Here is a 26285-nt window from a genome sequence, read left to right as displayed (position 1 = left end):
AAGTAAATGAACGAACTATTTAAACATATTCAAGGAGATAGAGCTATTTGGGCCCTCGTGGCAATTTTGGCTGTGTTTTCATTTATGCCTGTGTATAGCGCAAGTACAAATTTGGTGTATGTTGTAGGAAATGGTTCTACAATGGGGCATTTGGTGAAGCATGCTGTGTTGTTAGCTATGGGGTTTGCCATAATGTTTGGGATTCATAAAATTCCTTACCGCTATTTTAGTGGAGGTTCGGTGTTGTTGTTTCCTGTGGTGTTGGTATTGCTGGTATTTACTTTGTCTCAAGGTTCAACTATTGGCGGTGCAAATGCAAGTAGATGGATTCGAGTACCTGTGCTAGGTGTTGGTTTTCAAACGTCCACCTTGGCTTCCTTAGTTTTAATGGTTTATGTTGCTAGGTATTTGGCTCGTAAAAAAGATCAGGTAATTGTATTTAAGGAAAGTTTGATTCAGTTGTGGTTGCCTATAGCAATTACCTTAATGTTGATTTTGCCTGCTAACTTTTCTACCACTGCCCTGATTTTTTTAATGATTCTAATTCTGACTTTTATAGGGGGGTATCCTTGGAAGTACATCCTCGTTATTATAGGTTCCGGAATTGTGATTTTAGGAATTTTTGTATTGATGGTGAAAGCCTTTCCTGATGCCATGCCTAATAGGGTAAATACTTGGCAAAGCAGAATTGAAAGCTTTTCTGATAAGGATGCCGAAGAAGGTTATCAGGTTGAAAAAGCAAAAATAGCCATTGCAACGGGCGGACTTACAGGTAGAGGTCCTGGAAAAAGTAACCAGAAAAATTTCTTGCCGCAGTCGTCTTCCGATTTTATTTTTGCCATTATTATAGAGGAGTATGGTTTGGTAGGGGCTTCAGTGGTCTTGTCGTTCTATTTCTTGTTATTATTCCGAATTTTAGTCGCAGCAAAAAAAGCAGGGACCGTTTTCGGGACTTTATTAGTCATAGGTGTGGGCTTGCCAATTATTTGTCAAGCTTTGATAAATATGGCGGTTGCCACCAATATATTGCCTGTTACAGGACAAACACTTCCCTTAATAAGTAGTGGAGGTACCTCTATATGGATGACGTGTTTTGCTTTGGGAATTGTGTTAAGCGTTTCTTCAGCCAATGATGTTACAGAAGAAGAATTAGAAGTGGAAAGTGAAGATCCATTATCGATTTTACACGAAACAATTAACGAATAGAAAATTAAATTATCAAAAAGGAACTAAACATATTATTAAGTGGAGGTGGAACAGGTGGTCATATCTATCCAGCCTTATCTGTAGCTAATGAATTGAAAGCGCGTTTTCCAAATGCGAATTTTCTTTTTGTGGGGGCAAAAGGTCGTATGGAAATGGAAAAAGTGCCCAGTGCTGGCTATCGCATAATCGGACTTTGGATTTCTGGTGTGCAAAGAAAATTGACCTTAGATAATTTGTCATTTCCTTTTAAGCTGATAAGCAGTCTTTGGAAATCTAGAAAAATCGTTAAGGAATTTAAACCTGACATTGTTATTGGAACAGGTGGATTTGCAAGTGGTCCGGTTTTATACATCGCAGGTCAAAAAAATATTCCTACCCTTATACAAGAACAAAATTCGTATCCTGGTATTACCAACAAATTATTGTCAAAAAAAGCAAATGCTATTTGTGTGGCTTACGATCATTTGGAACGGTTTTTTCCAAAAGAGAAAATTATAAAAACAGGAAATCCTGTTCGTCAAGATTTGTTAAATGTGGCTTCCAAAAGAGTAGAAGCACTTGAGTTTTTTGGTTTGGATAGTGCCAAGAAAACAATTTTGGTTTTAGGTGGTAGTTTAGGAGCAAGGTCAATAAATCAATTGATAGAAAAGGAATTGGATTTTTTAAAATCGCAAAATGTACAAGTCGTTTGGCAATGTGGTAAATTCTATATAGATACGTATCAAAAGTTTGATCAGGAAGCAGGGGTTCAAGTGCATGAATATCTTAACAGAATGGACTTGGCTTATGCAGCTGCTGATATTATTATCAGTCGTGCTGGAGCTAGTTCAATTTCTGAATTGTGTATTGTTGGTAAGCCGACTGTTTTTATTCCTTCGCCAAATGTTTCTGAAGATCATCAAACAAAAAACGCCTTGTCTATTGTAAAAGAAAAGGCCGCTGTTTTACTTAAAGAATCGGAATTGGACGGATTTGATCAGGTGATGTCGAATTTACTTAAAGATAAAGAGCAGCAAAGTTTGTTGTCGGAAAATATTAAAAAATTAGCACTTCCAAATGCAACTAAAGATATTGTGGACCAAATAGAGAATTTATTAAAAGAGAAGATTTGAATTTAAAGGATATACATAGGGTTTATTTTATTGGTATCGGAGGAATCGGTATGTCTGCTATTGCACGCTACTTTTGTGAGAATGGAAAAGAAGTTGCTGGGTATGATAAAGTTCCGACGGAAATTACCAAGGAGCTTTCTCTTTTAGGAGCAAGTATTCATTTTGAAGATTCTGTAGCAAAAATTCCTTCTACTTTTAAAGAGGAAGCGCATACTTTAGTGGTGTATACTCCTGCAGTTCCTAAAGATCATCAGGAATTAAATTTCTTTTTTGACAATCAAATTCTAACCTTAAAAAGAGCACAGGTTTTAGGTGAAATTACACGCAATACCTTTTGTTTAGGAGTTGCAGGTACGCATGGAAAAACAACCACTTCTTCAATTTTAGGGCATATTATGAAGGAGTGCGGAACGGGGGCGACTTCTTTTTTAGGTGGGATTACAGAAAATTACAATTCCAATCTGATTTTAGGAGAAGATAAAGTTACCGTAGTAGAAGCAGATGAGTTTGATCGCTCTTTTTTAAGGCTTTCACCAAACATTGCGTGTGTGACTTCTATGGATGCGGATCATTTGGATATTTATGGCGAAAAAGAAGCTTTAGAGTCGACTTTTAAAGAGTTTGCAGGTCTCGTGTCAGGTACTTTGATTGTAGCTAAAGGACTTCCGTTAAGAGGGTTGACCTATGCGGTTGGAGAGGAAGCAGATTATCAAATTTCAAATGTTACAATACAGAAGGGAGCTTATGTGTTTGATATAAAAACACCTACAGAAACATTAAGTGGTGTTCGTTTTAACTTACCAGGGAAACATAATTTAGCCAATGCTTTGGCAGCTGTTGCAATGGCCGATCAGTATGGAGCTTCTTTGCTAGAAATAGGAAATGCATTGGCCACTTTTAAAGGGGTGAAACGACGTTTTTCATATAAAATTAAATCAGAAAATTTTGTATTGATTGATGATTATGCACATCATCCAACAGAAATAAATGCAGTTGCCGATGCAGTGCATGAAATGTATCCGAATGAAAAAGTATTAGTCGTTTTTCAACCCCATTTATTTAGTCGGACAAAAGATTTTATAGAAGATTTTGCAAGCAGTTTGTCGCGTTTTGATGAAGTGCTCTTGTTGGATATCTATCCCGCACGAGAATTGCCAATTCCAGGAGTGAATTCTGAATGGTTACTCGGTAAAATTACCATTAAAAAGAAACAATTGTTGCTAAAGGAAGAGGTGTTAGCTGCTGTGAAAACTACGGAATCGAAAGTTGTGGTAATGCTGGGTGCAGGTGATATTGGTGTTTTAATTGAAGAGGTTTCTAAAGAATTACTAAAAGTAGAAAATAAGGTATGAAAGAGAATATTGTCTTTATGAAAAGTATCGTTTTACTGCTGTTGGTCGTTTTTTTGTATGGATTTACAACAAAGCGAAATGATCAGCGAAAAGTACTTGCGCCTATCGTCGAATTTTCGAATGGCGACAATTTATTCTTGTCTCATGAAATGGTTAATAAATTGTTAATACAAAAAGTGGGTCGTGTGGAAAACGAGCCGAAATCCTTAATAAATTTACATGAATTTGAAAATAGGGTGAATGAAAATTCACTAGTAGAACATACCAAGGTTTATATGACTATTGATGGTTCTATCAAAGCCCTAATTACACAACGAACACCTGTAGCTAGAGTAAACACTGGGTCGGAGGTTTATTATATTGACAAGCAAGGACTTAAAATGCCTTTGTCAACTAATTATTCCGCTAGAGTTTTACTGGTTTCTGGTGCCGTTACCGAACAAGATATACCTGCTGTTTTTTCTTTGGTGAAAAAAATAAATGGAAATGAGTTCTTAACAAATTTGATTGTTGGAATTCATAAATATTCCACGAGCGAGTATGTTTTGCAGACAAGATTGTTCGATCAACACATACAATTGGGTAAAATTGTTGATTTGAATACAAAATTTAAAAAATTGGAGGCTTTTTATAATAAGGCAATTCAAGACAAGGATATAGAAAATTATAAAACGATTAATTTAAAATACAACAACCAAGTTGTGTGCACAAAGGATTAACTTATGGAAACAAGGAATATCTCAGTTGGATTAGACATCGGAACGACGAAAATCGTAGCCATGATTGGTTGTAAAAATGAGTATGGTAAAATTGAAGTTTTAGGAATTGGGAAAGCGAAAAGCTTAGGAGTTAAGCGCGGAGTTGTAAATAATATTACCCAAACCATACAATCCATTCAACAAGCTGTAGAAGAAGCCGAAAGTGTTTCTGGCTTTGAAATTAAAGAGGTTGTTGTAGGAATTGCAGGTCAGCATATAAGAAGTTTGCACCACAGCGATTATATCACTAGGGAAGATGCTGATAAAGTTATTGATGAAGGAGACATTGACAATTTGATCAACCAAGTACACAAATTAGTGATGTTGCCTGGTGAAGAGATTATTCATGTATTGCCACAAGATTTTAAAGTAGACAGTCAAGAACACATCAAAGAAACCATCGGAATGTATGGAGGTCGTTTAGAGGCGAATTTTCATGTGGTGGTAGGTCAGGTTTCTTCTATTAAAAATATTGGACGTTGCGTAAAAAGTGCGGGGTTAGATTTGTCTGAAATCACTTTGGAACCTTTAGCTTCTGCTTCTGCGGTTTTAAGTCAGGAAGAAAAAGAAGCCGGAGTTGCTTTGTTAGATATTGGTGGTGGAACAACTGATTTGGCCATTTTTAAAGATGGAATTATTCGCCATACAGCGGTAATTCCTTTTGGAGGAAATGTCATTACAGAAGATATCAAAGAAGGTTGTTCTATTATAGAAAAACAAGCAGAGTTGTTAAAAGTAAAATTTGGTTCGGCTTGGCCAGGAGAAAATAAAGAAAATGAAATTGTTTCTATACCAGGATTAAGAGGTAGAGAACCGAAAGAAATTACCTTAAAAAACTTGTCTAAAATTATTCATGCCAGAATAACAGAAATTGTAGAGCAAGTTTATTTGGAAATTAAAAATTACGGTCACGAAACACAAAAAGGAAAATTAATTGCAGGAATTGTTTTAACCGGAGGAGGAGCTCAGGTAAAACATTTAAAACAATTGGTAGAATATATTACAGGTATGGATACCCGAATTGGCTATCCAAATGAACATTTAGCAGGTGGTTCTGATGAAAGTTTAAGCAGTCCCTCTTTTGCAACCGCAGTTGGTTTGTTAATGGAAGGTTTGGCGAAGCAAGAGAAGTTAGAAAAGTTGGAATCTACAGAGGTTCAAGAAGAGGAAATAATAGAAGAGGTAGATAATGCTGACCCTATTGAAACACCAGAACCTGTAGTGGAAGAAGCGCCAAAGAAAATAGTATCTAAAAAATCCATATTTGAAAAGTTTTCAGAACGATTCAGAGAGTTTTTAGATAATGCAGAATAAAGTAAATAATAAAAAATATAAATAGTCAAAAAGATACAGTTATTATGAGCAGCACAGAGTTTGATAACATTTCATTTGATATGCCTAAAACACAATCCAATACCATAAAAGTAATTGGAGTTGGTGGTGGCGGTAGCAATGCCGTAAACCACATGTTTCAGCAAAACACAAAAGGTGTAGATTTCGTCATCTGTAATACAGATGCACAAGCATTAGACAACAGTCCTATCCCAAACAAAATTCAATTAGGTGTTTCCTTAACTTCAGGTTTAGGAGCAGGTGCCAATCCAGAAATTGGAGAAGAAGCAGCCAAAGAGAGTTTAAAAGAAATTCAGGAAATGTTGACCACTCAAACCAAAATGGTGTTTATTACCGCAGGTATGGGAGGTGGAACAGGAACCGGAGCGGCCCCAATTATTGCAAAAATTGCAAAAGATTTAGATATCTTAACAGTTGGTATTGTTACCATGCCTTTTCAGTTTGAAGGAAGAAGACGCACGCAACAAGCTCAAAAAGGAATTGATGAGCTAAGGCAAAATGTAGATTCTTTAATTGTGATCAATAACAATAAATTAAGAGAAGTATACGGAAACCTAGGTTTTAAAGCAGGATTCTCAAAAGCTGACGAAGTGCTCTCGACAGCTTCAAGAGGAATTGCAGAAGTTATTACACATCACTACAAGCAAAATATTGACTTGCACGATGCCAAAACGGTATTGTCTAACAGTGGAACAGCTATTATGGGATCTTCAAAAGAAGCAGGTGCCAATAGAGCTAAAAATGCGATTGTAAAGGCTTTAGATTCTCCATTGTTAAACGATAATAAAATTACAGGAGCTAAAAATGTGTTGCTTTTAATAGTTTCTGGTGAAGTTGAAGTTACCTTGGATGAAATTGGAGAAATCAATGATTTTATTCAGATTGAAGCAGGTTACGATGCAAACATTATTATGGGTGTTGGTGAAGATGAATCGCTAGGAGACGCTATTGCCGTAACTGTTGTAGCAACAGGATTTGCTGCCGATCAACAATGTGATATTACAAATACAGAAGTAAAACGAATTATTCATACGTTAGAAGACGAGCAAAAAGCGACTTATAATTTTGGTGAAAAGAATTCATTGCAGCAAGTCATTCAAGAGCGTACACCTGAAGCTCCTAAAGAGCCAAAGAAAATAGTACACTTGTTAGGTGATGAAGAAGAAGAAGTACCAAACGCAATTGTAAAGACAACTAGTTTTATTCAAAATTTAGATGTGGTTTACGAAGAAGTACTTCCTGAGGTTAAAGCGGAAGAAATTACTTTGAAAGAAACAGTTTCTTTAGATTTAGAAGATGATTTTGTCATTCATGATGCGGTAAAAAAGACGCCTACAGAAGAAGAGAAAATAGAAGAACAAGTTCAAATGGATTTGTTGTTTGATATGCCTGTAGTAGACCATACAGAAGTAAAACAAGAAGAACCAGTATATTTTAACCTGGAAGACAATGCAGATGAATTTGTGAATTCAATTGAGGTTGTCGATCCTGTTGAAGTAAAGCAAGAAGTTCCTGAAGTAGAAAAAATAACAAGATACACTTTAGAAGAAGATACAGTTGCTGTTAATGAAATGGAAGTAAAGGATGCTATTGAAGTGACAAAAGAAGCTCCGAAAGTAATCCGTTATAGTTTAGCTGATTTTGAAAATGTTGAGCCTACTATTAAAAATGCATCTACCATTGATATCAATGAAATTAATGTAGTAGACCATAAAGTGGTAAGGGCAGAGAAAGAAGAAATGACATTTGAATTAAAAACTAAAAAAGCAACGAAAGTTGAAGATATGGAAGTTTTTGAAGCAAAAGAAGTTTCTCCATTAGACCTGACAATTTCGGAATTGCAACAAAGAACAAATTCTCGAAGAGAAAAAATGAAAAAATTCAACTATAAGTTTATGAACAATGCCAGTCAAAATGTAGACGACATTGAGAAGCAACCGGCTTATAAAAGAATGGGAATAGATTTACAAGATGCACCAGCTTCAGATGCGACTCAATCTAGAACAACATTGAGCGTAGATGATAATGATGAAATTCAGTTACGATCTAACAATTCGTTTTTACACGATAACGTAGATTAAGGAATTTACCCCTATTGATTTAGAAAATCCTTGCTGTAATGGTAGGGATTTTTTTATGCAATTAAATTAAAATTTTAGCGGGCTATTTTATTATATTTGCTTCTTAAAATTTAGAAGATGAGTTTACAGAAAGATATTATGGAGCAGTTAAAAGCTGCAATGAAAGCAAAAGATACTGTAGCGTTAGAATCGTTAAGAGCTGTAAAGTCGGCTATATTATTAGCACAAACAGAAACTGGAGCAAAAGAAGAAATTTCTGAAGATCAAGAATTAAAAATTTTACAAAAATTAGTAAAGCAACGTAAAGACAGCGCTGTTTTATTTACAGAACAAGGAAGAGAGGATTTAGCAGCACCAGAATTGGCGCAGGCAAAAGTGATTGCACAATTTTTGCCAGAACAAATGAGCGAAGAAGCGATCAAGGATATTATTTCAAGTATTATTGCTCAGGTAGGAGCTGCTGGAATGAAAGATATGGGAAAAGTAATGGGATTGGCTTCTCAACAATTGGCAGGTAAAGCTGATGGAAAAACAATATCAAATATCGTAAAACAATTATTGAGCTAAGTTTAAAATTAGTTCAAAAGGCCCCGTAGTTCAACTGAATAGAATATCAGATTTCGGCTCTGAGGGTTACAGGTTTGAATCCTGTCGGGGTCACGAATAAAAGCAAACACTCTATGAAATCAAGAAGCTCGCTTCATTGATTTCATAGAGTGTTTGCTTTTTAAAAGCGGAGCTTTATCAGGAAAGGCGCAGCCAATCCTGTTTTTCCAAAGCGGAGCTTTCTCAGGAAAGGCGTAGCCAATCCTGTTTTTTCAAAGCGGAGCTTTATCAGGAAAGGCGCAGCCAATCCTGTTTTCAAGGTTGAATTCATTCCCGAATGATGGTAGTTCAGTCTAATATTATTTTTCTTCAAACAAGGACTAAATCAAGCGCTGATGTTTTTGCTCTGCAAAGAGGGAGGTCCAACTAATTCAACGAAAAAAAGCTATCTTTAAATCCAAATTTTCAGGATTTTATTTAAAGCTATTAGAAATAGGGCTGAGCTGAAAAAAAATCCTAAAATCTATGTTTTAGAAGAATATGTCCATGTTGTAAAACGAGAATAGTTTTAGTTTTATGAAATAATAAATTAATAAATACCTGATTATGAATAAAAAGTTAGTAGGAGTAAACGCAGTTTTACTTTTCGTTATGATTGTTTTGTCTAGTTGTTCTAATACCAAAAAAGATGAGACACCTTGGATTAGTATGTTTGACGGGAAGACATTGAATGGTTGGTCTATTATTGGAGGTGATGCAAAATACAAAGTAGAAGATGCAACTATCATTGGGGAAACCGTTCGAAATACTCCCAATACTTTTTTAAGATCAGATGCATTGTATGGCGATTTTATTTTAGAATTAGATTATAAAGTAGATCCTACCATGAATTCTGGTATTCAAATAAGGACCAATAGTTTTCCAAATTATAGAAAGGGTCGTGTACATGGTTATCAAGTAGAGATAGATCCTTCAGCGCGTGCTTGGAGTGGTGGTATTTATGATGAAAGTAGACGTGGGTGGTTAAATCCATTAACAGATAATCCAAATGCGCAAAAAGCCTTCAAACAAAATGAATGGAATCATTACCGCATTGAGGCTATTGGCGATACGATAAAAACATGGGTAAATGGAGTAGCCGCTGCACATTTAATTGATGATAAAACAGCAAAAGGATTTATAGGTTTACAGGTGCATAGCATCAAAGAACATCAAAAAGAAGGGACAGAAATAAAATGGAAGAATGTTAAAATTCTTACGAGTGATTTGGCAAAATATTCGATAAAATCTACTGTTGAACCAATTGTCACAAAAAATAATTTGACGATCGATGATAAAAAACAGAGATGGGAATTACTTTGGGATGGAAAAACAACGAAAGGATGGCGTGGAGCTAAATTAGAAGATTTTCCTGAAAAAGGTTGGGAGATTGAAAATGGAGAATTGACAGTATTGCCGTCAGGAGGTGCAGAATCTAGTGCTGGTGGAGATATCGTTACTGAAGCTTTGTATGGCGATTTTGAATTGAAATTAGATTTTAAATTAACCCCTGGTGCTAATAGTGGAATTAAATATTATGTGGATACTGAAATTAACAAAGGTCCAGGCTCTTCTATTGGTTTAGAATTTCAAATCTTAGACGATGCACTTCATCCTGATGCCAAATTAGGAAACCATGAAGGAAGTAGAACTGTTTCTTCTTTATATGATTTAATAAAAGCAGATCCTAAGAAACACATGAATGCTATTGGTGAATGGAATTCTGCACATATTATTTCGAAAAATAAGCATGTTGAACATTGGTTAAATGGCATGAAAGTTTTAGAATACGAGCGTGGTAGCAAAGAATTTTTGAAATTGGTTTCTGAAAGTAAATATAAAAAATGGAAAAATTTCGGACTCCTAGAAAAAGGGCAGATTTTATTACAAGATCATGGGGATAGAGTTTCTTACAAGAACATAAAAATTAAAACTTATAACGAATAATATGAGCAGTAGAAGACATTTTATTAAAAAAGCAGCCGTAGGTGCCGTTGGAGTAGCTTTAGGTGGTGCAACAAGTTCAACAAACGCCATGAGTGCAAAAAGTTATTCCAAAATTATTGGTTCTAACGATCGTATTCATGTAGCCATTCAAGGTTTAGGAAGACGGTACAATGCGTATTTAGGTGCTATAGCGGCAAAAGAAAGCAATGTTGAATTGTTGTATTTGTGTGATGTAATGAAAAAACAGCGAGACAATGCAGCAGGTGTAGTTTCTAAAGTTTTAAAAAACAAACCTGTTTTAGAAAACGACATTCGCAAAATAATTAATGATAAAGATGTGGATGCTATTTTTATGGCAACACCAGATCATTGGCACGCACCCGGAGCTTGTATGGCTATGCAGGCAGGCAAACATGTGTATTTAGAAAAACCATGTAGTCATAATCCAAAAGAAGGGGAGTTGTTAGTGGCTTATCAACAAAAATACAATAAGATGGTGCAAATGGGGAACCAACAACGTTCTTCTATGCAGTCTCAAGAAATAATTAACGATATTCATAACGGAATTATTGGGGATGTATTTGAAGCAACAGCTTTTTATACAAGTAAAAGAGGACGTGTTCCAAATCCAGTACCTGCAAACCCACCAGAAGGATTGGATTGGGAGCTTTTTCAAGGGCCTGCACCAAGAAAAGCCTATGCGCATGATACTTGGAATTACAATTGGCATTGGTATGGTTGGGATTATGGTACTGCCGAAATGGGAAATAATGCGACACATGAATTAGATATTGCACGTTGGGCTTTGGATGTAAAATATCCTGAACGTGTGAGTGTAAATTCTGGTAAATTTCATTTTAAAGATGATGGCTGGGAGATGTATGATACGATGGAGGCTAATTTTGAGTTTTCTGGAAATAGAAGAATTAAATGGGATGGACAAAGTAGAAATGGTTACCGAAAATTTGGAGCAGGAAGAGGGACCATTATTTATGGATCAAAAGGTTGTGTATTTATAGACCGTGATGGGTATAAATTATTTAACCAAAAAGGAGAAGTGTTAAAAGAAAATATAGTGAAAGGAATAGAATCAGGTAATACGCTTGGAGGTGGAGGGAAACTTTCAACAGCACACACCTTGAACTTTTTTGATGCCATACGAGGAAAAGCACCTTTAACTTCTCCAATTGAACAAGGGGTTGTAAGTCAGATGCTAACGCACTATGCAAATATTGCCTCAAGAACAGATAGTGCTTTTGAAGTAGATGAGCAAACTGGACGAATTTTTAATAGAGAGGCCATGAATTTATGGTCTAGGTCGTACGAGCCAGGTTGGGAAATTAAGCCGGTTTAATTTTTTAAGAATCAAGAATCTTAAAAAAAAATCAACTCAAAAAAGAATACTAAAATCAATAGTAGAGCTTATAATATGAATATGAACTATTTACAACAACGCGTTTTATTTTTTAATAAAGCGCGTTTTGCGTTTTTTACGATTTTAATTTTAGGCTTTTCAAGCTGTGAAATAAAAAAAGAAAACATCGAATCGACTAAAAATTGTCCGAGTGGATTGACTGTTGAATACATTCGAGAGCCCTCCAAAGTTTTTATTGTAGATGAGAAGCCAGAGTTCGGTTGGCTTGTTCCAAGTGTGGCAATTTCCCAAACGGCCTATCAAATTATAGTGGCTTCTTCTGAAGAATTGCTAAAAAAGAACAAAGGAGATGTTTGGGATTCAAAAAAAGTACTAACAAATAATTCGAGCAATGTATCTTATTCAGGTAAGGCTTTAGAAATGGGTAAAACCTATTTTTGGAAGGTTAAGATATGGGGTCAAAAAGGAGAAGAAACTGGCTTTTCTGCAAGGCAATCCTTTCAAATGGGAAGAGCTGCACATACAATTACGTCAGCAAATAGTTTTCAAACCGACAGTATCAAGCCTCTTAAGCTCGCCAAAACTGGTGAAGGTGCTTATTTTGTAGATTTAGGAAAAGCTGCTTTTGCAAATCTTCAATTTGAATATAAATCAAAAGTTAGGGATACGCTGATTATTCATATCGGGGAGGAATTAATAGGGGGTAAAATAAATAGAAAACCCCAAGGAACTATTCGATACCAACAAGTAAAAGTTCCTGTAAGTCCTGATAAATATGTGTATAACTTAGCCATAAAGCCAGATAAAAGGAATACAAAAAAGGGGGCTGTACTTTTGCCAAATACGTTTCCTGTGCTCATGCCTTTTCGCTATGTAGAAATGGAAGGTTTAAAAACTTCAATAAACAAGAGCGATTTTACACAGTTAGCTTTTCATAGTTATTGGGAAGAAGAGGAAAGTCATTTTAAAAGTTCAGATACAGTTTTAAATCAAGTCTGGGATTTGTGTAAATATTCTATCAAAGCCACCACTTTTGCAGGGGTTTATGTTGACGGAGATCGAGAGCGAATTCCTTACGAAGCTGATGCGTATTTAAATCAATTAAGTCATTATACAACCGATAGAGAGTATGCGATGGCACGGCAAACAATTGAATATTTTATGGAGCATCCTACATGGCCTACCGAGTGGCAATTGCATGTAGCGCTTATGTTTTATGCGGATTATATGTATACTGGAAATACAGAATTGATAGAACGGTATTATGATGATTTAAAACATAAAACTCTAGTAGAATTACGACGTGAAGATGGCTTGGTAAGTTCTCTAAACGCAACGCCCGAATTCATGAAAAAATTAGGATTTAAGAGTTCGAAAGCTAAATTAAAAGACATAGTAGATTGGCCGCCCGCGCAAAAGGATACGGGTTGGAAATTAGCAACAGCGGAAGGAGAACGTGATGGTTTTGTTTTTACGCCTATCAATACGGTGATCAACTGCCTGTATTACCGAAATGTTGAAATCATGCAAGTCTTTGCCCAGCTGCTTAATGAACCTGAAGATGAACAGTTTTATAAAGAATTGGCTATAAAAGTAAAAAAAGCAATCAATGAAAAACTACTGGATGTTGACAGAGGTTTTTATACAGATGGAGAAACTACAGCGCATGCCTCGTTGCATTCCAATATGATGGCCTTAGCCTTTAACATTGTTCCTGAAGCACAAGTGAAATCTGTAGCTGATTTTATAAAATCAAGAGGTATGGCTTGCAGTGTTTATGGTTCACAATATTTGCTAGAGGCCTTGTACAATGCAAATGAAAGTACATATGCTTTGCAATTAATGACTTCCACAGAAAACAGAAGTTGGTACAATATGATTCGAATAGGATCTACCATGACACTTGAAGCTTGGGACATGAAATACAAACCAAATTCAGATTGGAATCATGCTTGGGGTGCGGTGCCTGCCAATGCAATTCCACGTGGCTTGTGGGGAATACAGCCGAAAGCAGCAGGTTTTTCTATTGCTTCAATCAAACCTCAAATGGGAACCTTAAAAACAAGTAGCGTAAAGGTGCCAACAATTAAAGGGGCTATCAAGGCGGATTTTGTTTTGCAGAATTCTAAAAGTGAAAAGTATACTATTGAAATCCCAGCCAATATGACGGCAGAATTTGAAGTCGTAAAGGCAAAGAAAGTCCTTTTAAATGGTCAAGAAGTTGTGTTGACTTCAGGAATTATTCAATTAAATTCTGGTGAAAGTATTTTGGAAGTGAGCTATTAATTTTTTTAACGAAAAAGGTTAGTACATAAAAAAGGTTGCCAATGATATCGAATCATTGGCAACCTTTTTTATATAAACTAGCTGCTTACATCAATTTGTTCCTTCTGTGCTAGGACAGTAATATGTAAATTAAAATGGTTAAAAATACCAGTATAGCACCTGCTATATTTACTTTCGACCAAGATTTTTCTTCAATGTCTTTTTCAACATACGGATTTAGATGTCTATCTCGTCCGGCATATTTAGAAACTAAAAACATAATGATAAAGTTGAGCACAAATTCAATTCCCCATAAATGCACAAAATGAATGTCTATATCTAAAATAAATGTCGCTAAAATGTAAAAGGTAAAACCGAAGAAAAGTCCTGCTTTGGCGCCTTTCGTTGTAATTTGTTTAAAAAAGATACCTGCAATAATGATGGATGAAATTGGAATAAAAAAGATACCGTTTAATTGTTGTAACAATTGGTAGAGTCCTTCAGGTGCATAAGCTACTAAAGGAGCCACGGCAATAGCAATGATGGCTAAAACGACAGAAGACATTTTACCGTATTTTACAAGTTTTTTATCAGAAGCATTTCTATCAATGAGTTTTTTGTAAATGTCTAAACAAAAAATGGTACTTGCCGAGTTTAGAACACTGTTAAATGTGCTTAAAACAGCCCCTAAAATAATGGCCGCAAAGAAACCATAAAGATAAGTTGGCAATACTTTTTTCACCAACATAGGATATATCAAATCAGGCGTTTCATAAAATTGATCTTGAAAATAATAGAAGGCAATTAAACCAGGGAGTACAATAATAGCAGGGACAAATAATTTTAAGATACCTGTATAAATAAGTCCTTTTTGTGCTTCAACTAAATTTTCAGCACCAAAAGCACGTTGTATAATGGCTTGGTTCATTCCCCAAAAATACAATTGGTTGATCATTAATCCAGTAAATAATACAGAGAAAGGCAATACAGAATCTGGTTTTCCGATAATGTCAAATTTATCAGGAGCAAAATCATAGACCGTGCTTAATCCTTCAAACATATTTCCATTTCCTATTTGATAAAGTGCGATTGCAGGAATTAATAAACCACCTAACATCAGTCCAATTCCGTTGATAGAATCGGAATAAGCAACGGCTTTTAAGCCGCCAAATATAGCATACAAAGAGCCCATAATTCCAATAACTAAAACTGTATAAATGAGTGATTGTTCTTTTGTAATGTGAAACATTTTCGAGAAATCGAAAACACTTTCAATATTAATGGCCCCAGTATACAATACTATGGGAAGCAAAGTAATAACAAACGAAGACATGAGTAAAAGGGCTACTATAGAACGTATGGCACCATCAAAACGTCTTTCTAAAAATTCAGGAATGGTAGTCAAACCCATTTTCATGAATTTAGGAATAAAGTAAATGGCCGCAATAACCAGTGCTATTGCGGAGGTGACTTCCCAAGCAATGACAATAATTCCATTTTTATAGGAACTACCGTTCATTCCAATTAAATGTTCTGTAGAAATATTGGTTAAAATCATGGACCCAGCTATAATAGGTCCGGTTAAACTTTTACCCGCTAAAAAATAACCTTTCGAGGTTGTAAATCTATCTTTACGGAGTTTATAAGTCGTGTAAAATATGACGAATAATGTAAATCCGAAAAAGCCTAAATAAGTATAAAACATGGCAAAAGTTGGTTTGGTTGGTAGGTGTTAGCTTAAAATTTTAAGGTGTCTGGTAAGTATTTTTTCACCAAATCTTCATAATAGGGTTTTAGTGCTTTTACATCAGGTTTTACAGGCGCTTTTGTGTACAAATCATAAGGGTTAAATTTCTTTACCCATTCAAACATTTCTATATCCTTTTCATTCATCAAATGTGTATATGATTCTTCGCGATGTTGCGAATAAAACGAATGATACCTTATAATATACAAGGCTGGTTCTGGTAAATAATTTTTTAATATTTGGTACAAATATTCGTCGTGTCCCCAGCTCATTTTTACCTTGTCTAATCCACAGTTAGGTGAATAAACTCCGTATTTGGTATTGAATTTTGGGTTTGAATAATCAGGATTTTCTTTAAAGAAGTCAGGATAAACAATTGTTTCTGCATATTTACAGCCCACCGGAAAAGTATCTCCAACCACAGCCCATTGTGGTTCGCCAAACAAGCATAAAACTTTGCCGATATCATGTATAAAACCGGTAAGGACAAACCAGTCAGGATGACCATCAGCACGGATAGCTTCAGAGGTTTGAAGTAAATGTTGCAATTGATCTAAATCAATATCAGGGTCGCTATCATCTACCAAAGTGTTTAAAAAATCAACAGCTTCCCAAAGCGACATTTCTTTTTTGTCGAATTTCAAAAACTCCGCTTCTTTTTTACAAACAAAATCATAAGTCTGGTAGGTATGATTTATTTTATAAAACTCCCTCACAGTTTCCAAACGTTCCGAATCTATATAATTTCTAAATTCTTCTTCTGTTTTTTCTTTTGGCCCTTCCTTTGTTTCTTCTGGATAGCGTTCCTTTAGGTTTTCTTCCCAATCGTCTATATTTTCCATTGGGTTTTTATTTGTTGTGTCTTGCATCTTGTATTTTGTTTACTATTCAATTGTAAATTCTTGATACAAGATAGCAGATACTGTTTTTTTTTAGATGGATAAATCGCTCAAATGAATGGATGAAATAGTTGGGTTTTTGAGACGCGTCCTCATTTTTTTAATGGACAGATTTCAGTTTTTTTTTAATGTGGTAAATTTAAAATGTAATCAAACTAGTAAAGGTGCCTATGGCTTTAGGCTTGTATTTCCATGTTTTTGAATAAAATGTCCATCTAGGCAATAGTTTGATTTACTAGTTTTAACATAATATTAATAACCTTTAATATCAAAACTAAATTTTAACTAAACAAAACAGAATGGAGAAATTAAAACTTTTATTGATTGCCTTATGTATAGGCTTTAGCGGTACCATGTGGTCTCAGAATAAACTATCAGGACTGGTAACCGATGCTCAAAACATTCCCGTACCAGGTGTAAATGTCCTAGTTAAAGGAAGCGCAAAAGGAACAGCAACAGATTTTGATGGTGCGTATCAAATGAATGTAGCTAAGGGAAGTGTACTTGTCTTTTCATTTGTTGGATTTCAAACAAAGGAGGTAACTTTTACAGGTCAGTCTTCTTTAGATGTTCAATTAATTGAAGATTCATCACAATTAGATGAAGTCGTAGTTATTGGATATGGATCGGTTAAGCGAAGCGATTTAACAGGTGCCGTTGCTTCTATTAGCGCCGAGACGATTACCGAACAGAAAAAAACGAATATCGGTCAGGCTATTCAAGGTAGAATTGCTGGGGTTGATGTTAGAGCTTTGAGTAATAAACCCGGTGCTCCTTTATCTATAGATATTAGAGGAAACACGGTGATCAAAAATACAGAAGCGGGTCGTGATGGTATTAGTGATAGTGTAGGTAGTGATCTTTCAAAACCTTTATATGTAGTTGATGGAGTGTTTTTTGATGATATAAATATTTTAAACCCTGCGGATATTCAGCAAATGGATGTTTTAAAAGATGCTTCTGCAACGGCAATTTATGGTGCAAGAGGTGCAAACGGGGTGGTTATTATTACCACTAAAAATGGTATTGAAGGAAAAACAGTTTTTAGTTATGAGGCAACACTAGGTGTGCGTACTGCTACAAATATTCCTGATTTTTACAATGGTGAAGAATATGTTGGTTTTGTAGATAAAGTATTAAGAAGTTCTGCTTGGAAAGGCCTATTTAAAAATGGCTATGTGGGAACAGTGGAAGATTACAATACAATTGCTGTAGATTTATCAAGAGAATTTAAAAACACCAATGAAGAGGAAGACAATGTAGCTAACGGACGTTATACCGATTGGGCTGGTGATTATAGAGAAGCAGGAATTCAGACAAGTCATAATTTGTCCATGTCTGGAGGTCAAAACGGACTAGTATACAACGCCTCTATTGGTTATTTAAGTGATGAAGGAGTGATGGGGATTGAAGCTTTTGATCGTTACAATTTAAGCACTTCATTAACTAAAAAAGTATCGGATCAATTTACGGTAGGAATCAAAGCCTATTTAGCATTGTCTGAAAGAGAAGAAGGAAGTAGAGAACTTTTTAGAAGTACCCTTCGTTTGGCACCAACAGTCAATTCATTTGATCCTGATGGTAATGTAATTTTATTTCCGGACGATCAAGATGGTCGTTTTACAAATCCTTATTATGATGCATTGGGTGCTTGGAGAACAAATACAAGATCATTGGATGTAATTGCCAATGTGTTTTTACAATATAAGCCAACAGAATGGGTAAGTTTTAAAACCCAGTTTGCTCCGAATTTAAAAAATACACGATTTGGTGAATACAGAGGCTTGTATACAAAAGCGGCTAGAAACGATGCTTCAAGAATACAATCTCATTATGATTCTTCTTATAAAACAACCTATACTTGGGATAATATAGTAGATTTTGATTTTGATATCACGGAAGCACAAAATTTAAAAGCTACCTTAATTTCTTCTGTGTATTACAGACAAGATGAATGGAGTAATATTGAAACAAGAAATTTTGATACAGATGCCTATTTATACTACAACACATCCGCAGGATTGGATGTAAGATCGTATAGCACAAATTATAGAAAAGAAACATTGGCCTCATTTGCAGGACGTGTAAACTACAGTGTTTTAGATAAGTATTTGTTCACTTTTACAGGTAGGTATGATGGTTCGTCTAAATTGGCTGTAAATAATAAATGGGCATTTTTCCCATCTGCAGCATTTGCTTGGAAAGCTAGTGAAGAAGACTTTTTACAAGATACAAGCTGGTTAACGAATTTGAAATTACGTTTAAGTTATGGTGAATCTGGAAATGATAGTCCTGTTTCTCCTTACCAATCTTTGGCTTTTTTAGGTGGGTCAGATTATTTATTCGGAAATACACATACCAATGGTGTACGTGTTGGTGGCTTGGCTAATTTCGATTTGACATGGGAACGTTCTAAAGAGGTAAACTTTGGTGTTGATTTTGGAGTGTTTAACAATAGAATAAACTTCGGTTTAGAATTGTATAGAAAAAAGACAGTAGATGCCATTCTTTCTAAAACCTTATCAAACATTACAGGTTATGGATCTGCTGTAGGTAACTATGGTTCTGTTGAGAATAAAGGTATTGAAATTACTTTAAATACGGTAAATGTTCAAACAGATGATTTTAAATGGACGACAAGCTTGAATTTTGCAAAGAATAAAAATCAAATTTTAAGACTAGACGGTGATTTAGATAAAGAAACTTATGGTACACATGGAGTATTGCAAGTAGGACAACCTGTTGATGCAATTTACAGCTATGAGGTTGAAGGTATTTGGCAAATTGATGAAGCTGCAGAAGCTGCTGTTTATGGTCGTTTTCCTGGTCAATACAAATACAAAGATCAAGACAATAGCGGGACTCTTGGAGCTGAAGACAAAGTGGTATTAGGACAAGTTTCTCCAGATTGGATTGGAGGGATGACAAATACATTCACTTATAAAAATTTAGATTTGTCGGTACAAATTTATACAAGACAAGGATCTTTCGGTCACTCTGAGTTTTATTCTCACTTTGCTCCTTATAATGGAGACGATGCAAAGTTTAACAGTATTAATTTGGATTTCTGGACGCCTAATAATCCAGATGCTAAATATCCAGCTCCAGAATATGGTCACCCTGGTGAATGGTATTACGAAGATTTAAGTTTTGTACGCGTTGGAAACATTGGTGTAGGCTATCAATTGTCAGATGCTTTATTGGATAAATTTAAAATGTCAAGTTTACGATTGTCATTGGATATTCAGAACCCATTTACGTTTACTAATTACGAAGGTCCAGATCCGGAAACAGCTTTGCAAAATTCTTACAATGCTGGGTATATGACAAAAACAGTATTATTTGGACTTAAGATATCATACTAAATATTTAAATTTTATTAAAGATGAAAAAAATAAAAAATATAAATCAAATTCTAGTCTTGCTAGGAGCTACACTTTTGTTTAGTGCCTGTAATGATTTTATAGAAGAAGAAATTTATAATCAATTAGCTAGTGAAAACTTCCTTGACGAAAGCAATGCCGACCAATTGGTAGTCGGTGTGTATGGTGATGTTAGAGGTGTATTTAAAAACGGTGATTATAAATTCTCAGGAACAGATATTTTTACGACTCAGTTAGAATTATTTAATAACTCAAGTAGTAATGATTATGTGGGGTTTAATGCGCCACAAACCAATGGTGTTTGGAGTGGAAATTACGGGGTTATTTCTAAAGCGAATACAGCCATCAATAGATTTGAAAATCAGATAAGTTGGAGTCCTGGGAAATTGGCAGATAAGACCTATGGAATTGCTCAATTAAGAGCGTTAAGAGCTTTGGCTTTTTACAATTTGGTACAGCAATATGGGGGTGTAGTTTTAGATTTAGAAGAACCATTAAGTATTCGTAATGATTACAAACGTTCTACAGAAGAAGAAACTTTCACCTTGATCATTAATGAATTAGAAGCGGCAATTCCTAATTTAAAAGACGCACCAGAAACGGGTCGTTTTTCAAAACGTGCTGCACAACATGTACTAGCTGAAGTGTATTTAACTAGAGCTTATAAAAGTTATGGTGAAAGTACAGATTTTCAAACAGCAGCAGACTTGGCTGTTACGGCCATTGATGGATATGATATTAGATCACAATCTTTTGAGCAGGTTTTTGCTTACGACAATCAAGTAAACGATGAAATTCTTTTTGCTGGGCAATGGGGAGATACTGGTTTTTCCTCAGATAGAGGAAATGACAAGCATGCCTTTGTTATGTACCAAGTATTTAATTTACCAGGTGTAAGTAGAAAAAATCCATATGGGGTAAAAAGTAGCAATACAATGCTAACCCCCTATTTTTATTCTTTGTTTGAAGATAATGATACTAGAGAAAATGTAACTATTCATAGAACAATTATTGCAGATGAAGATAGCGGATTGGGTGCGGATGTGATTAAGGCAGGAGATACCGTAATTTATTACCCTAAATATGCTTTGGGTGAAACAGAACTTAAAGACAAGTTAGATCGTTACTGGGTGTATCAACCAGATCAATATTTATTTGGAAGACCTGATGATGTTGATGGTGTCAATTATAAGTATTCACTAAATCCAGAGTTTATCAGTTTTCCTATTTTGAAAAAATTTGATGACGAGATTTTTGAAGAAAATGGAAGTGGTGCTCGTGATAGTTTTATTTTTAGAATTGCTGAAACACATTTAATTGCTGCAGAAGCTTTTCTTGGAGCGAATAATACCACACAAGCTTTGTTTCATTTAAATAGAGTTAGAGAAAGAGCAACCGGTGTTGTAAACCATTATGCTGCCATTGATTTGGATGTGATTTTGGTTGAACGTGCACTAGAATTAGTTGGTGAAGAAAATAGATGGGCTGTGTTAAAGCGTATGGGGAAATTAGAAGAAAGACTTGTACACAACCCTCATTATGTGGATCATGGAGCTTTTGATGCAACAAAACATTTATTGCGTCCTATTCCAATCAAAGAGATGGAACAATCTCCAGAAACCATGACACAAAATCCTAAATATTAATAGTAAGTAGTTCATAGTTTTTAGTTAGTAGTATAGGTAGGCAACTAATTGCCTACCTATAATTTTAACAATTTAAAAAAGTAAAAAATAAGTTCTCTGAAACTAAAACCGGAGTACTTGTAAGCATTAAATTTTCTAGACTTTTCGTTAAAGGCAGGTCTTACATATATTAAAAATAGCACCCATAACAATGTCAAATAATAGCCCAATAACAAGTGTAGTTTGTTTCTTCTTTTTATGTTTTTCGCTGCTACTTTCGTGTAAGTCGATAGAAAAAGATACGGCTGTAATTTATTTGATACATGGTGAAAATGCGACAAATGTTGAGCTAGCAACCATAGAGGATTTAAAAAATGATTTGGAAAAAGTTGTAGAAATGAAAATTTCCATTCTTTCTGAAAAAGAAAATATTCCTAAAAATGGAATTGTTTATATATTAGGAACAACAAAGTCTAATTCTATCCTGAAAAAATTAGCAACAACTAAAAATATTCATCTTTCCAATAAAATACCAGGAGCGCGAGGTGGTATTTGGGCAAAAACAAAATCGAATACAGGAACAGTACAAATTGTAATTGCGGGTTCTGACGTACAAGGCTTTCAATATGCTGTTTACGATTATTCAAAGGAGGTTTTAGGAATAGATCCGTTAAGTTATTGGACAAACAAATTACCGACTCAAAAAAATACACAAGATGTTTATCATTTTGATGAAAAAACAATTGCCCCACCCAAAGTGCCAATTCTAGCCTATTTTGAAAATGATGTAGATGAGTTAGCGAATTACAGAGGAAAACTTTTAGAATATGATTGGGAGAGTTATACAGCGTTAATTAATTCTTTGGTAAGATTGCGATACAATGCCATTCAATTTTTTGATATGTTGGGCAGACCTGAATTTTTTATCAGACCTGAATATAAAAAGTTGAAGCCCGATTATCAAATAGATTTAGCCTATTTGGATAAAATGATTGATTATGCCAAGTTAAAAGGCATGAAAATTCAAATCGATTTTGAACTAGGCTATCAAATTCATCCCATGGCAGAAGAAAAAGCAGAGTGCTGGTCTACTTACAAAGAAGATTGGATTGCCAATTGGAAGTATTATTTAGAAGAAACTCCCCTAAAAAAGACAGATATTTTTGTTTTGAGACCTAGAAATCAGGTTTGGGATTGGGAATATAAAAGTTCATGTGGAGAAGATAAGATAGAAGTATTTAACGATGTTTATAAAGAATTTGGCAAACTTGTAGCTACATACAATCCAAAAGGAATCAAAGTTGCTATTTGTTATTCTGATGGAATGGAAATGTTTAACGAAGGTTTTAACCCTCCAAAAGATTGGATTGTTGTTTGGTCAGATCATGGTTTTGGCGATTTTAAACACCTGCCAAAGGAAACAAAGGGCTATCCATTTGGGACTTATATGCATGCTGGTTATTGGTTGAATCATACGGTGCATAACCCCTATCCAGAAAAAGTAGAAACGGAAATGAAAAAAATGTTTCAGGACTATAAGGCAACAAACTACTGTTTGGTAAATGGGCAAACCTTTAAGCCTTTTTTGTTGAATATTGAAGCCTATAGTGCCGTGTGTAACAATCCTGAAACCTACAACGGGACTGCTTTTTATAAATCGTGGACGGAGCGCTATTTTGGTGAAGAAGTTTCTCAATATGCCGTTTCATCAATGCAATGGCTACACAAAGCACAAGAAAACAGAAAGGGATATGTAGAGCATTTATGGGAAATTCGTGAAGCTATTGCTTATTTATCAAATGCGCCCATTAGAAGACCAGGAAAAACACCTGTTCCTTTTAGTTTTGAACGTGTTGAGAATGATTTAGAAAACACCAAACAGGTCGAATTTCATTTGAACAAGGCTTTACAGGAAGCAGAACATGGCTTAGAAAAACTGAATTCCACAGATAATTTTTATCATGCCTATATTTATTTACCTGTGGTTTTGTATTCAGATTTAATAGTGTTTGAAAGAACACTACACAAAATGGCGCTTTTAAAGAGAGAATTTGAAAGAACGAAAAATAAGAAATTTATAGAGGAGGCAAAAGAACTAATACCCCTTGCCTCTAAACAATTGGAAACTGTATATGAACGAAGAGAAATAGGTGATGTAGATGAGAAATGGAAAGATTGGTATGCGCTAAAAAATCGGCGACAGAATAATGGTTTTCCTACACCAGAAATGCTAGAAACAATACGAAAAAATTTAAATAAGTTACTTTAAAACAAAGATATGAAACTAATAGAAATTCTAAAAAACGGGATTATGAGTATAGGTTTTATACTTGTTTTTATGGTGGCTTGTAGCGTTGACAATAAGGTTCCTGTAAAAGAGAAACAATTGGTAGATAAAGTATACCCTTTGCTCGATACTGAAAATTCGAGATGGTTTTTCTTTTCCTCGGCTAGTCGTCCATTTGGAATGGTAAACTTAAGTCCAGATACGCAAATTGGAGGTGCTTGGGGAAGTGGATACCGCTACAAAACAGATACAGTGAAAGGTTTTAGTCATATACATGCATGGCAAATGTCTGGAGTTTCTGTGATGCCTGTTACCGTTTCAGAAGAAAACCAAAAAACGGTGTATTCCGATTTTTATTCAAAATTTAGTCATCAAACAGAAAAAATAAAACCAGGATACCATTCATTGTTTTTAGATAAATTTCAAATTCAAGCAGAGTTAACAAGTACAAAACGTGTAGGTGTTCATCAATATACATTTCCTGAAAATAAACAAGCAGCCATCCTTTTTAATGTCAATACCCTGTTGGGACCTTGTAAAAATTCAGAAGGAGTTTTAGTGAAAAATGCAGCAAAAGAACTTTCGGGAAAATTGGTCATGGAAGCTACACATAGAAGACCAAAACCACTAACCGTTTATTTTAAAGCGATATTTAATTCAGAAATTACAGCTATAGAACAGGATAAAACTACTGGTAATTATTTGGTGCAATTAGCAGAAACAGATGGAAAAGTTTTGATGAAAGTTGGTGTTTCCTATACATCAGTAGAAAATGCAAGTCTGAATATAAAGCAAGAAGCAGCACATTGGAATTTTGACGAAGTGGTATCAGCTTCGAAAAAAGAATGGAACGATTTGTTGGGGAGAATAGAAGTAAAAGGTGGAACAGAAAAAGAACAACAAAGATTTTACACCGATTTATGGCATGCCTTGCAAGGACGAAGAATTATTAGCGATGTTTCTGGAGCCTATCCCGACAATACAGGAAATCAGTTTAAAGTAGGACAGCTACCCTTAAATGAAGAAGGAAAACCAAAATTCAATCAGTACAATTCGGATTCTTTTTGGGGTGCACAATGGACTTTAAATACACTGTGGGGATTGGCTTATCCTGATATCATGGAAGAATTTGTACAGTCATTATTGCAGTATTACAAAGATGGAGGTTTGGTGCCAAGAGGCCCTTCCGGAGGGAATTATACTTATGTAATGACGGGTGCGTCTTCAACCCCTTTTATAGTAAGTGCCATTCAAAAAGGAATTGTAAAGGAAGATTTAGAAAATACCTATCAAGCTTTAAAGAAGAACCACATGCTACAAGGAATTATGGGGAAAGCGGGGTATGAACATACCACAAACTTAGGAGGAGGTTTGTCGTATTATATCAATAATGGTTATGTCCCTTATCCCATTCCAGACGGTAAGTTTGGTGGGCATCAAGATGGGGCTAGTATGACCATGGAATATGCTTATCAAGACTGGACTTTGGCGCAATTGGCTAAAAAGTTAAAGCACACAGAAGATTATGTCTATTTTGCAAAGCGTTCCAAAAACTACAAAAATGTGTATGACCAAATATCAGGTTGGATGCGTCCAAAAAATGTGGAAGGTGTTTGGAAAAAAGATTTTGATCCGTATCAAGTAGAAAATGGATTTATAGAATCTAACGGAGCACAATCTACTTGGTTTGTTCCTCATGATTTGAAAGGATTGGCAGAATTAATGGGAGGAAAAGAAAAGGCGATTGATAAATTAAATAAGCAGTTTATAGCTGCGGAAAAATTAGGGTTTACAGCTGGGAATTCTCATTCACAAGAATTACACCCAGAGTTTCGACGGATTCCAATCAATTATGGAAATCAACCCTCTATACAAACGGCTTTTGCCTTTCATGACTTGGAAAGTTATCATTTAAGTCAGTATTGGTCAAGAAAAGTAGTGCAAAGTGCTTTTAGTGGTTTAACTCCAAAAACAGGATATAATGGCGATGAAGATCAGGGTTTGATGGGGAGTTTGTCTGTTTTAATGAAAATAGGATTGTTTCAAATGAATGGAGGAACGGAAGAAAATCCTGTGTACCAAATCGGAAGTCCTATTTTTGATGAGGTTACAATAAAACTTCATCCAGACTATTACGGAAATAAAACATTTACCATAAAAACCAAAAACAATAGTGCAAGCAATGTGTATGTCAATAAAGTGGAGCTGAATAACAAAGCCATTCAGAATTACAGCGTATCTCATAGCGATATAATCAACGGAGGTGTCTTATGGCTAGAAATGTCCAATAAGGAAAATCATTAAAAAAAC

Annotated in this window: 16 protein-coding genes and 1 tRNA gene; 15 read left to right on the top strand and 2 right to left on the bottom strand. The window is 35.1% G+C overall.

All coding sequences use genetic code 11. The annotated features are described in order from the left end of the window. Positions 1-6 precede the first annotated feature (6 nt). From FGM02_RS02640 to FGM02_RS02590, 11 genes are all read left to right on the top strand, one after another. Positions 7-1206, top strand: coding sequence for an FtsW/RodA/SpoVE family cell cycle protein (locus FGM02_RS02640; protein ID WP_139956673.1), 1200 nt, complete (start codon positions 7-9; stop codon positions 1204-1206). A gap of 11 nt (positions 1207-1217) precedes the next feature. Further along, a complete protein-coding gene (gene murG, locus FGM02_RS02635; protein WP_139956671.1) occupies positions 1218-2318 on the top strand; it encodes an undecaprenyldiphospho-muramoylpentapeptide beta-N-acetylglucosaminyltransferase in 1101 nt (366 codons plus the stop codon). Then, complete coding sequence (gene murC, locus FGM02_RS02630; protein ID WP_139956669.1) at positions 2315-3670, top strand: UDP-N-acetylmuramate--L-alanine ligase; 1356 nt, start codon at positions 2315-2317, stop codon at positions 3668-3670. Before murG ends, murC begins: the two co-directional genes overlap by 4 nt. Then, positions 3667-4389 (top strand): cell division protein FtsQ/DivIB, encoded by a 723-nt coding sequence (locus tag FGM02_RS02625; RefSeq protein ID WP_139956667.1) that lies wholly within the window; start codon positions 3667-3669, stop codon positions 4387-4389. The genes murC and FGM02_RS02625 overlap by 4 nt, the downstream gene beginning before the upstream one ends. A 3-nt stretch (positions 4390-4392) precedes the next feature. Then, positions 4393-5742 (top strand): cell division protein FtsA, encoded by a 1350-nt coding sequence (gene ftsA, locus FGM02_RS02620; RefSeq protein WP_139956665.1) that lies wholly within the window; start codon positions 4393-4395, stop codon positions 5740-5742. 44 nt (positions 5743-5786) lie between these two features. Continuing rightward, positions 5787-7862 (top strand): cell division protein FtsZ, encoded by a 2076-nt coding sequence (ftsZ, locus tag FGM02_RS02615; RefSeq protein ID WP_139956663.1) that lies wholly within the window; start codon positions 5787-5789, stop codon positions 7860-7862. A gap of 117 nt (positions 7863-7979) precedes the next feature. Beyond that, the gene (locus tag FGM02_RS02610; RefSeq protein WP_139956661.1) at positions 7980-8429 is read left to right on the top strand and encodes a GatB/YqeY domain-containing protein; all 450 of its coding nucleotides are present in this window, start codon (positions 7980-7982) and stop codon (positions 8427-8429) included. Between the two features lie 19 nt (positions 8430-8448). Next, positions 8449-8522: transfer RNA gene (locus tag FGM02_RS02605), tRNA-Arg, on the top strand. A gap of 492 nt (positions 8523-9014) precedes the next feature. Next, entirely contained in the window at positions 9015-10394 is a 1380-nt protein-coding gene (locus FGM02_RS02600; RefSeq protein ID WP_139956659.1) for a 3-keto-disaccharide hydrolase, read from the top strand. Between the two features lies 1 nt (position 10395). Then, on the top strand, positions 10396-11748 hold the full coding sequence (locus tag FGM02_RS02595; protein ID WP_139956657.1) for a Gfo/Idh/MocA family oxidoreductase: 1353 nt from the start codon (positions 10396-10398) through the stop codon (positions 11746-11748). Between the two features lie 81 nt (positions 11749-11829). After that, positions 11830-14055 (top strand): family 78 glycoside hydrolase catalytic domain, encoded by a 2226-nt coding sequence (locus FGM02_RS02590; protein WP_166461123.1) that lies wholly within the window; start codon positions 11830-11832, stop codon positions 14053-14055. Positions 14056-14164: 109 nt separating this feature from the next. Here the strand turns inward: FGM02_RS02590 and FGM02_RS02585 are convergent, their stop codons facing one another. Both FGM02_RS02585 and FGM02_RS02580 read right to left on the bottom strand, forming a co-directional pair. Continuing rightward, a complete protein-coding gene (locus tag FGM02_RS02585) occupies positions 14165-15739 on the bottom strand; it encodes a solute:sodium symporter family transporter (protein ID WP_139956652.1) in 1575 nt (524 codons plus the stop codon). A 32-nt stretch (positions 15740-15771) separates the two neighbouring features. Further along, a complete protein-coding gene (locus tag FGM02_RS02580) occupies positions 15772-16650 on the bottom strand; it encodes an inositol oxygenase family protein (protein WP_139956650.1) in 879 nt (292 codons plus the stop codon). Between the two features lie 329 nt (positions 16651-16979). On the opposite strand from FGM02_RS02580, the gene FGM02_RS02575 reads away from it, so the two are divergent. The 4 genes from FGM02_RS02575 to FGM02_RS02560 all read left to right on the top strand — a co-directional run bounded on the left by FGM02_RS02575 (position 16980) and on the right by FGM02_RS02560 (position 26279). Continuing rightward, on the top strand, positions 16980-20045 hold the full coding sequence (locus tag FGM02_RS02575; RefSeq protein WP_139956648.1) for a SusC/RagA family TonB-linked outer membrane protein: 3066 nt from the start codon (positions 16980-16982) through the stop codon (positions 20043-20045). A 20-nt stretch (positions 20046-20065) separates the two neighbouring features. Next, positions 20066-21709 carry a RagB/SusD family nutrient uptake outer membrane protein gene (locus FGM02_RS02570; protein ID WP_139956646.1) on the top strand — a complete coding sequence of 548 codons (1644 nt, stop codon included), beginning with the start codon at positions 20066-20068 and terminating at the stop codon, positions 21707-21709. A gap of 190 nt (positions 21710-21899) precedes the next feature. Continuing rightward, entirely contained in the window at positions 21900-23957 is a 2058-nt protein-coding gene (locus FGM02_RS02565; protein WP_139956644.1) for a glycosyl hydrolase 115 family protein, read from the top strand. A 9-nt stretch (positions 23958-23966) separates the two neighbouring features. Further along, the gene (locus FGM02_RS02560) at positions 23967-26279 is read left to right on the top strand and encodes a GH92 family glycosyl hydrolase (RefSeq protein WP_139956642.1); all 2313 of its coding nucleotides are present in this window, start codon (positions 23967-23969) and stop codon (positions 26277-26279) included. Positions 26280-26285 lie beyond the last annotated feature (6 nt).

Origin of the sequence: Flavicella sediminum, from assembly GCF_006381105.1 — a bacterium.
Lineage (GTDB): Bacteria > Bacteroidota > Bacteroidia > Flavobacteriales > Flavobacteriaceae > Flavicella > Flavicella sediminum.
The sequence above is the reverse complement of the archived record's forward strand: the minus strand, read 5'-3'. Positions and strand labels throughout refer to the sequence as shown.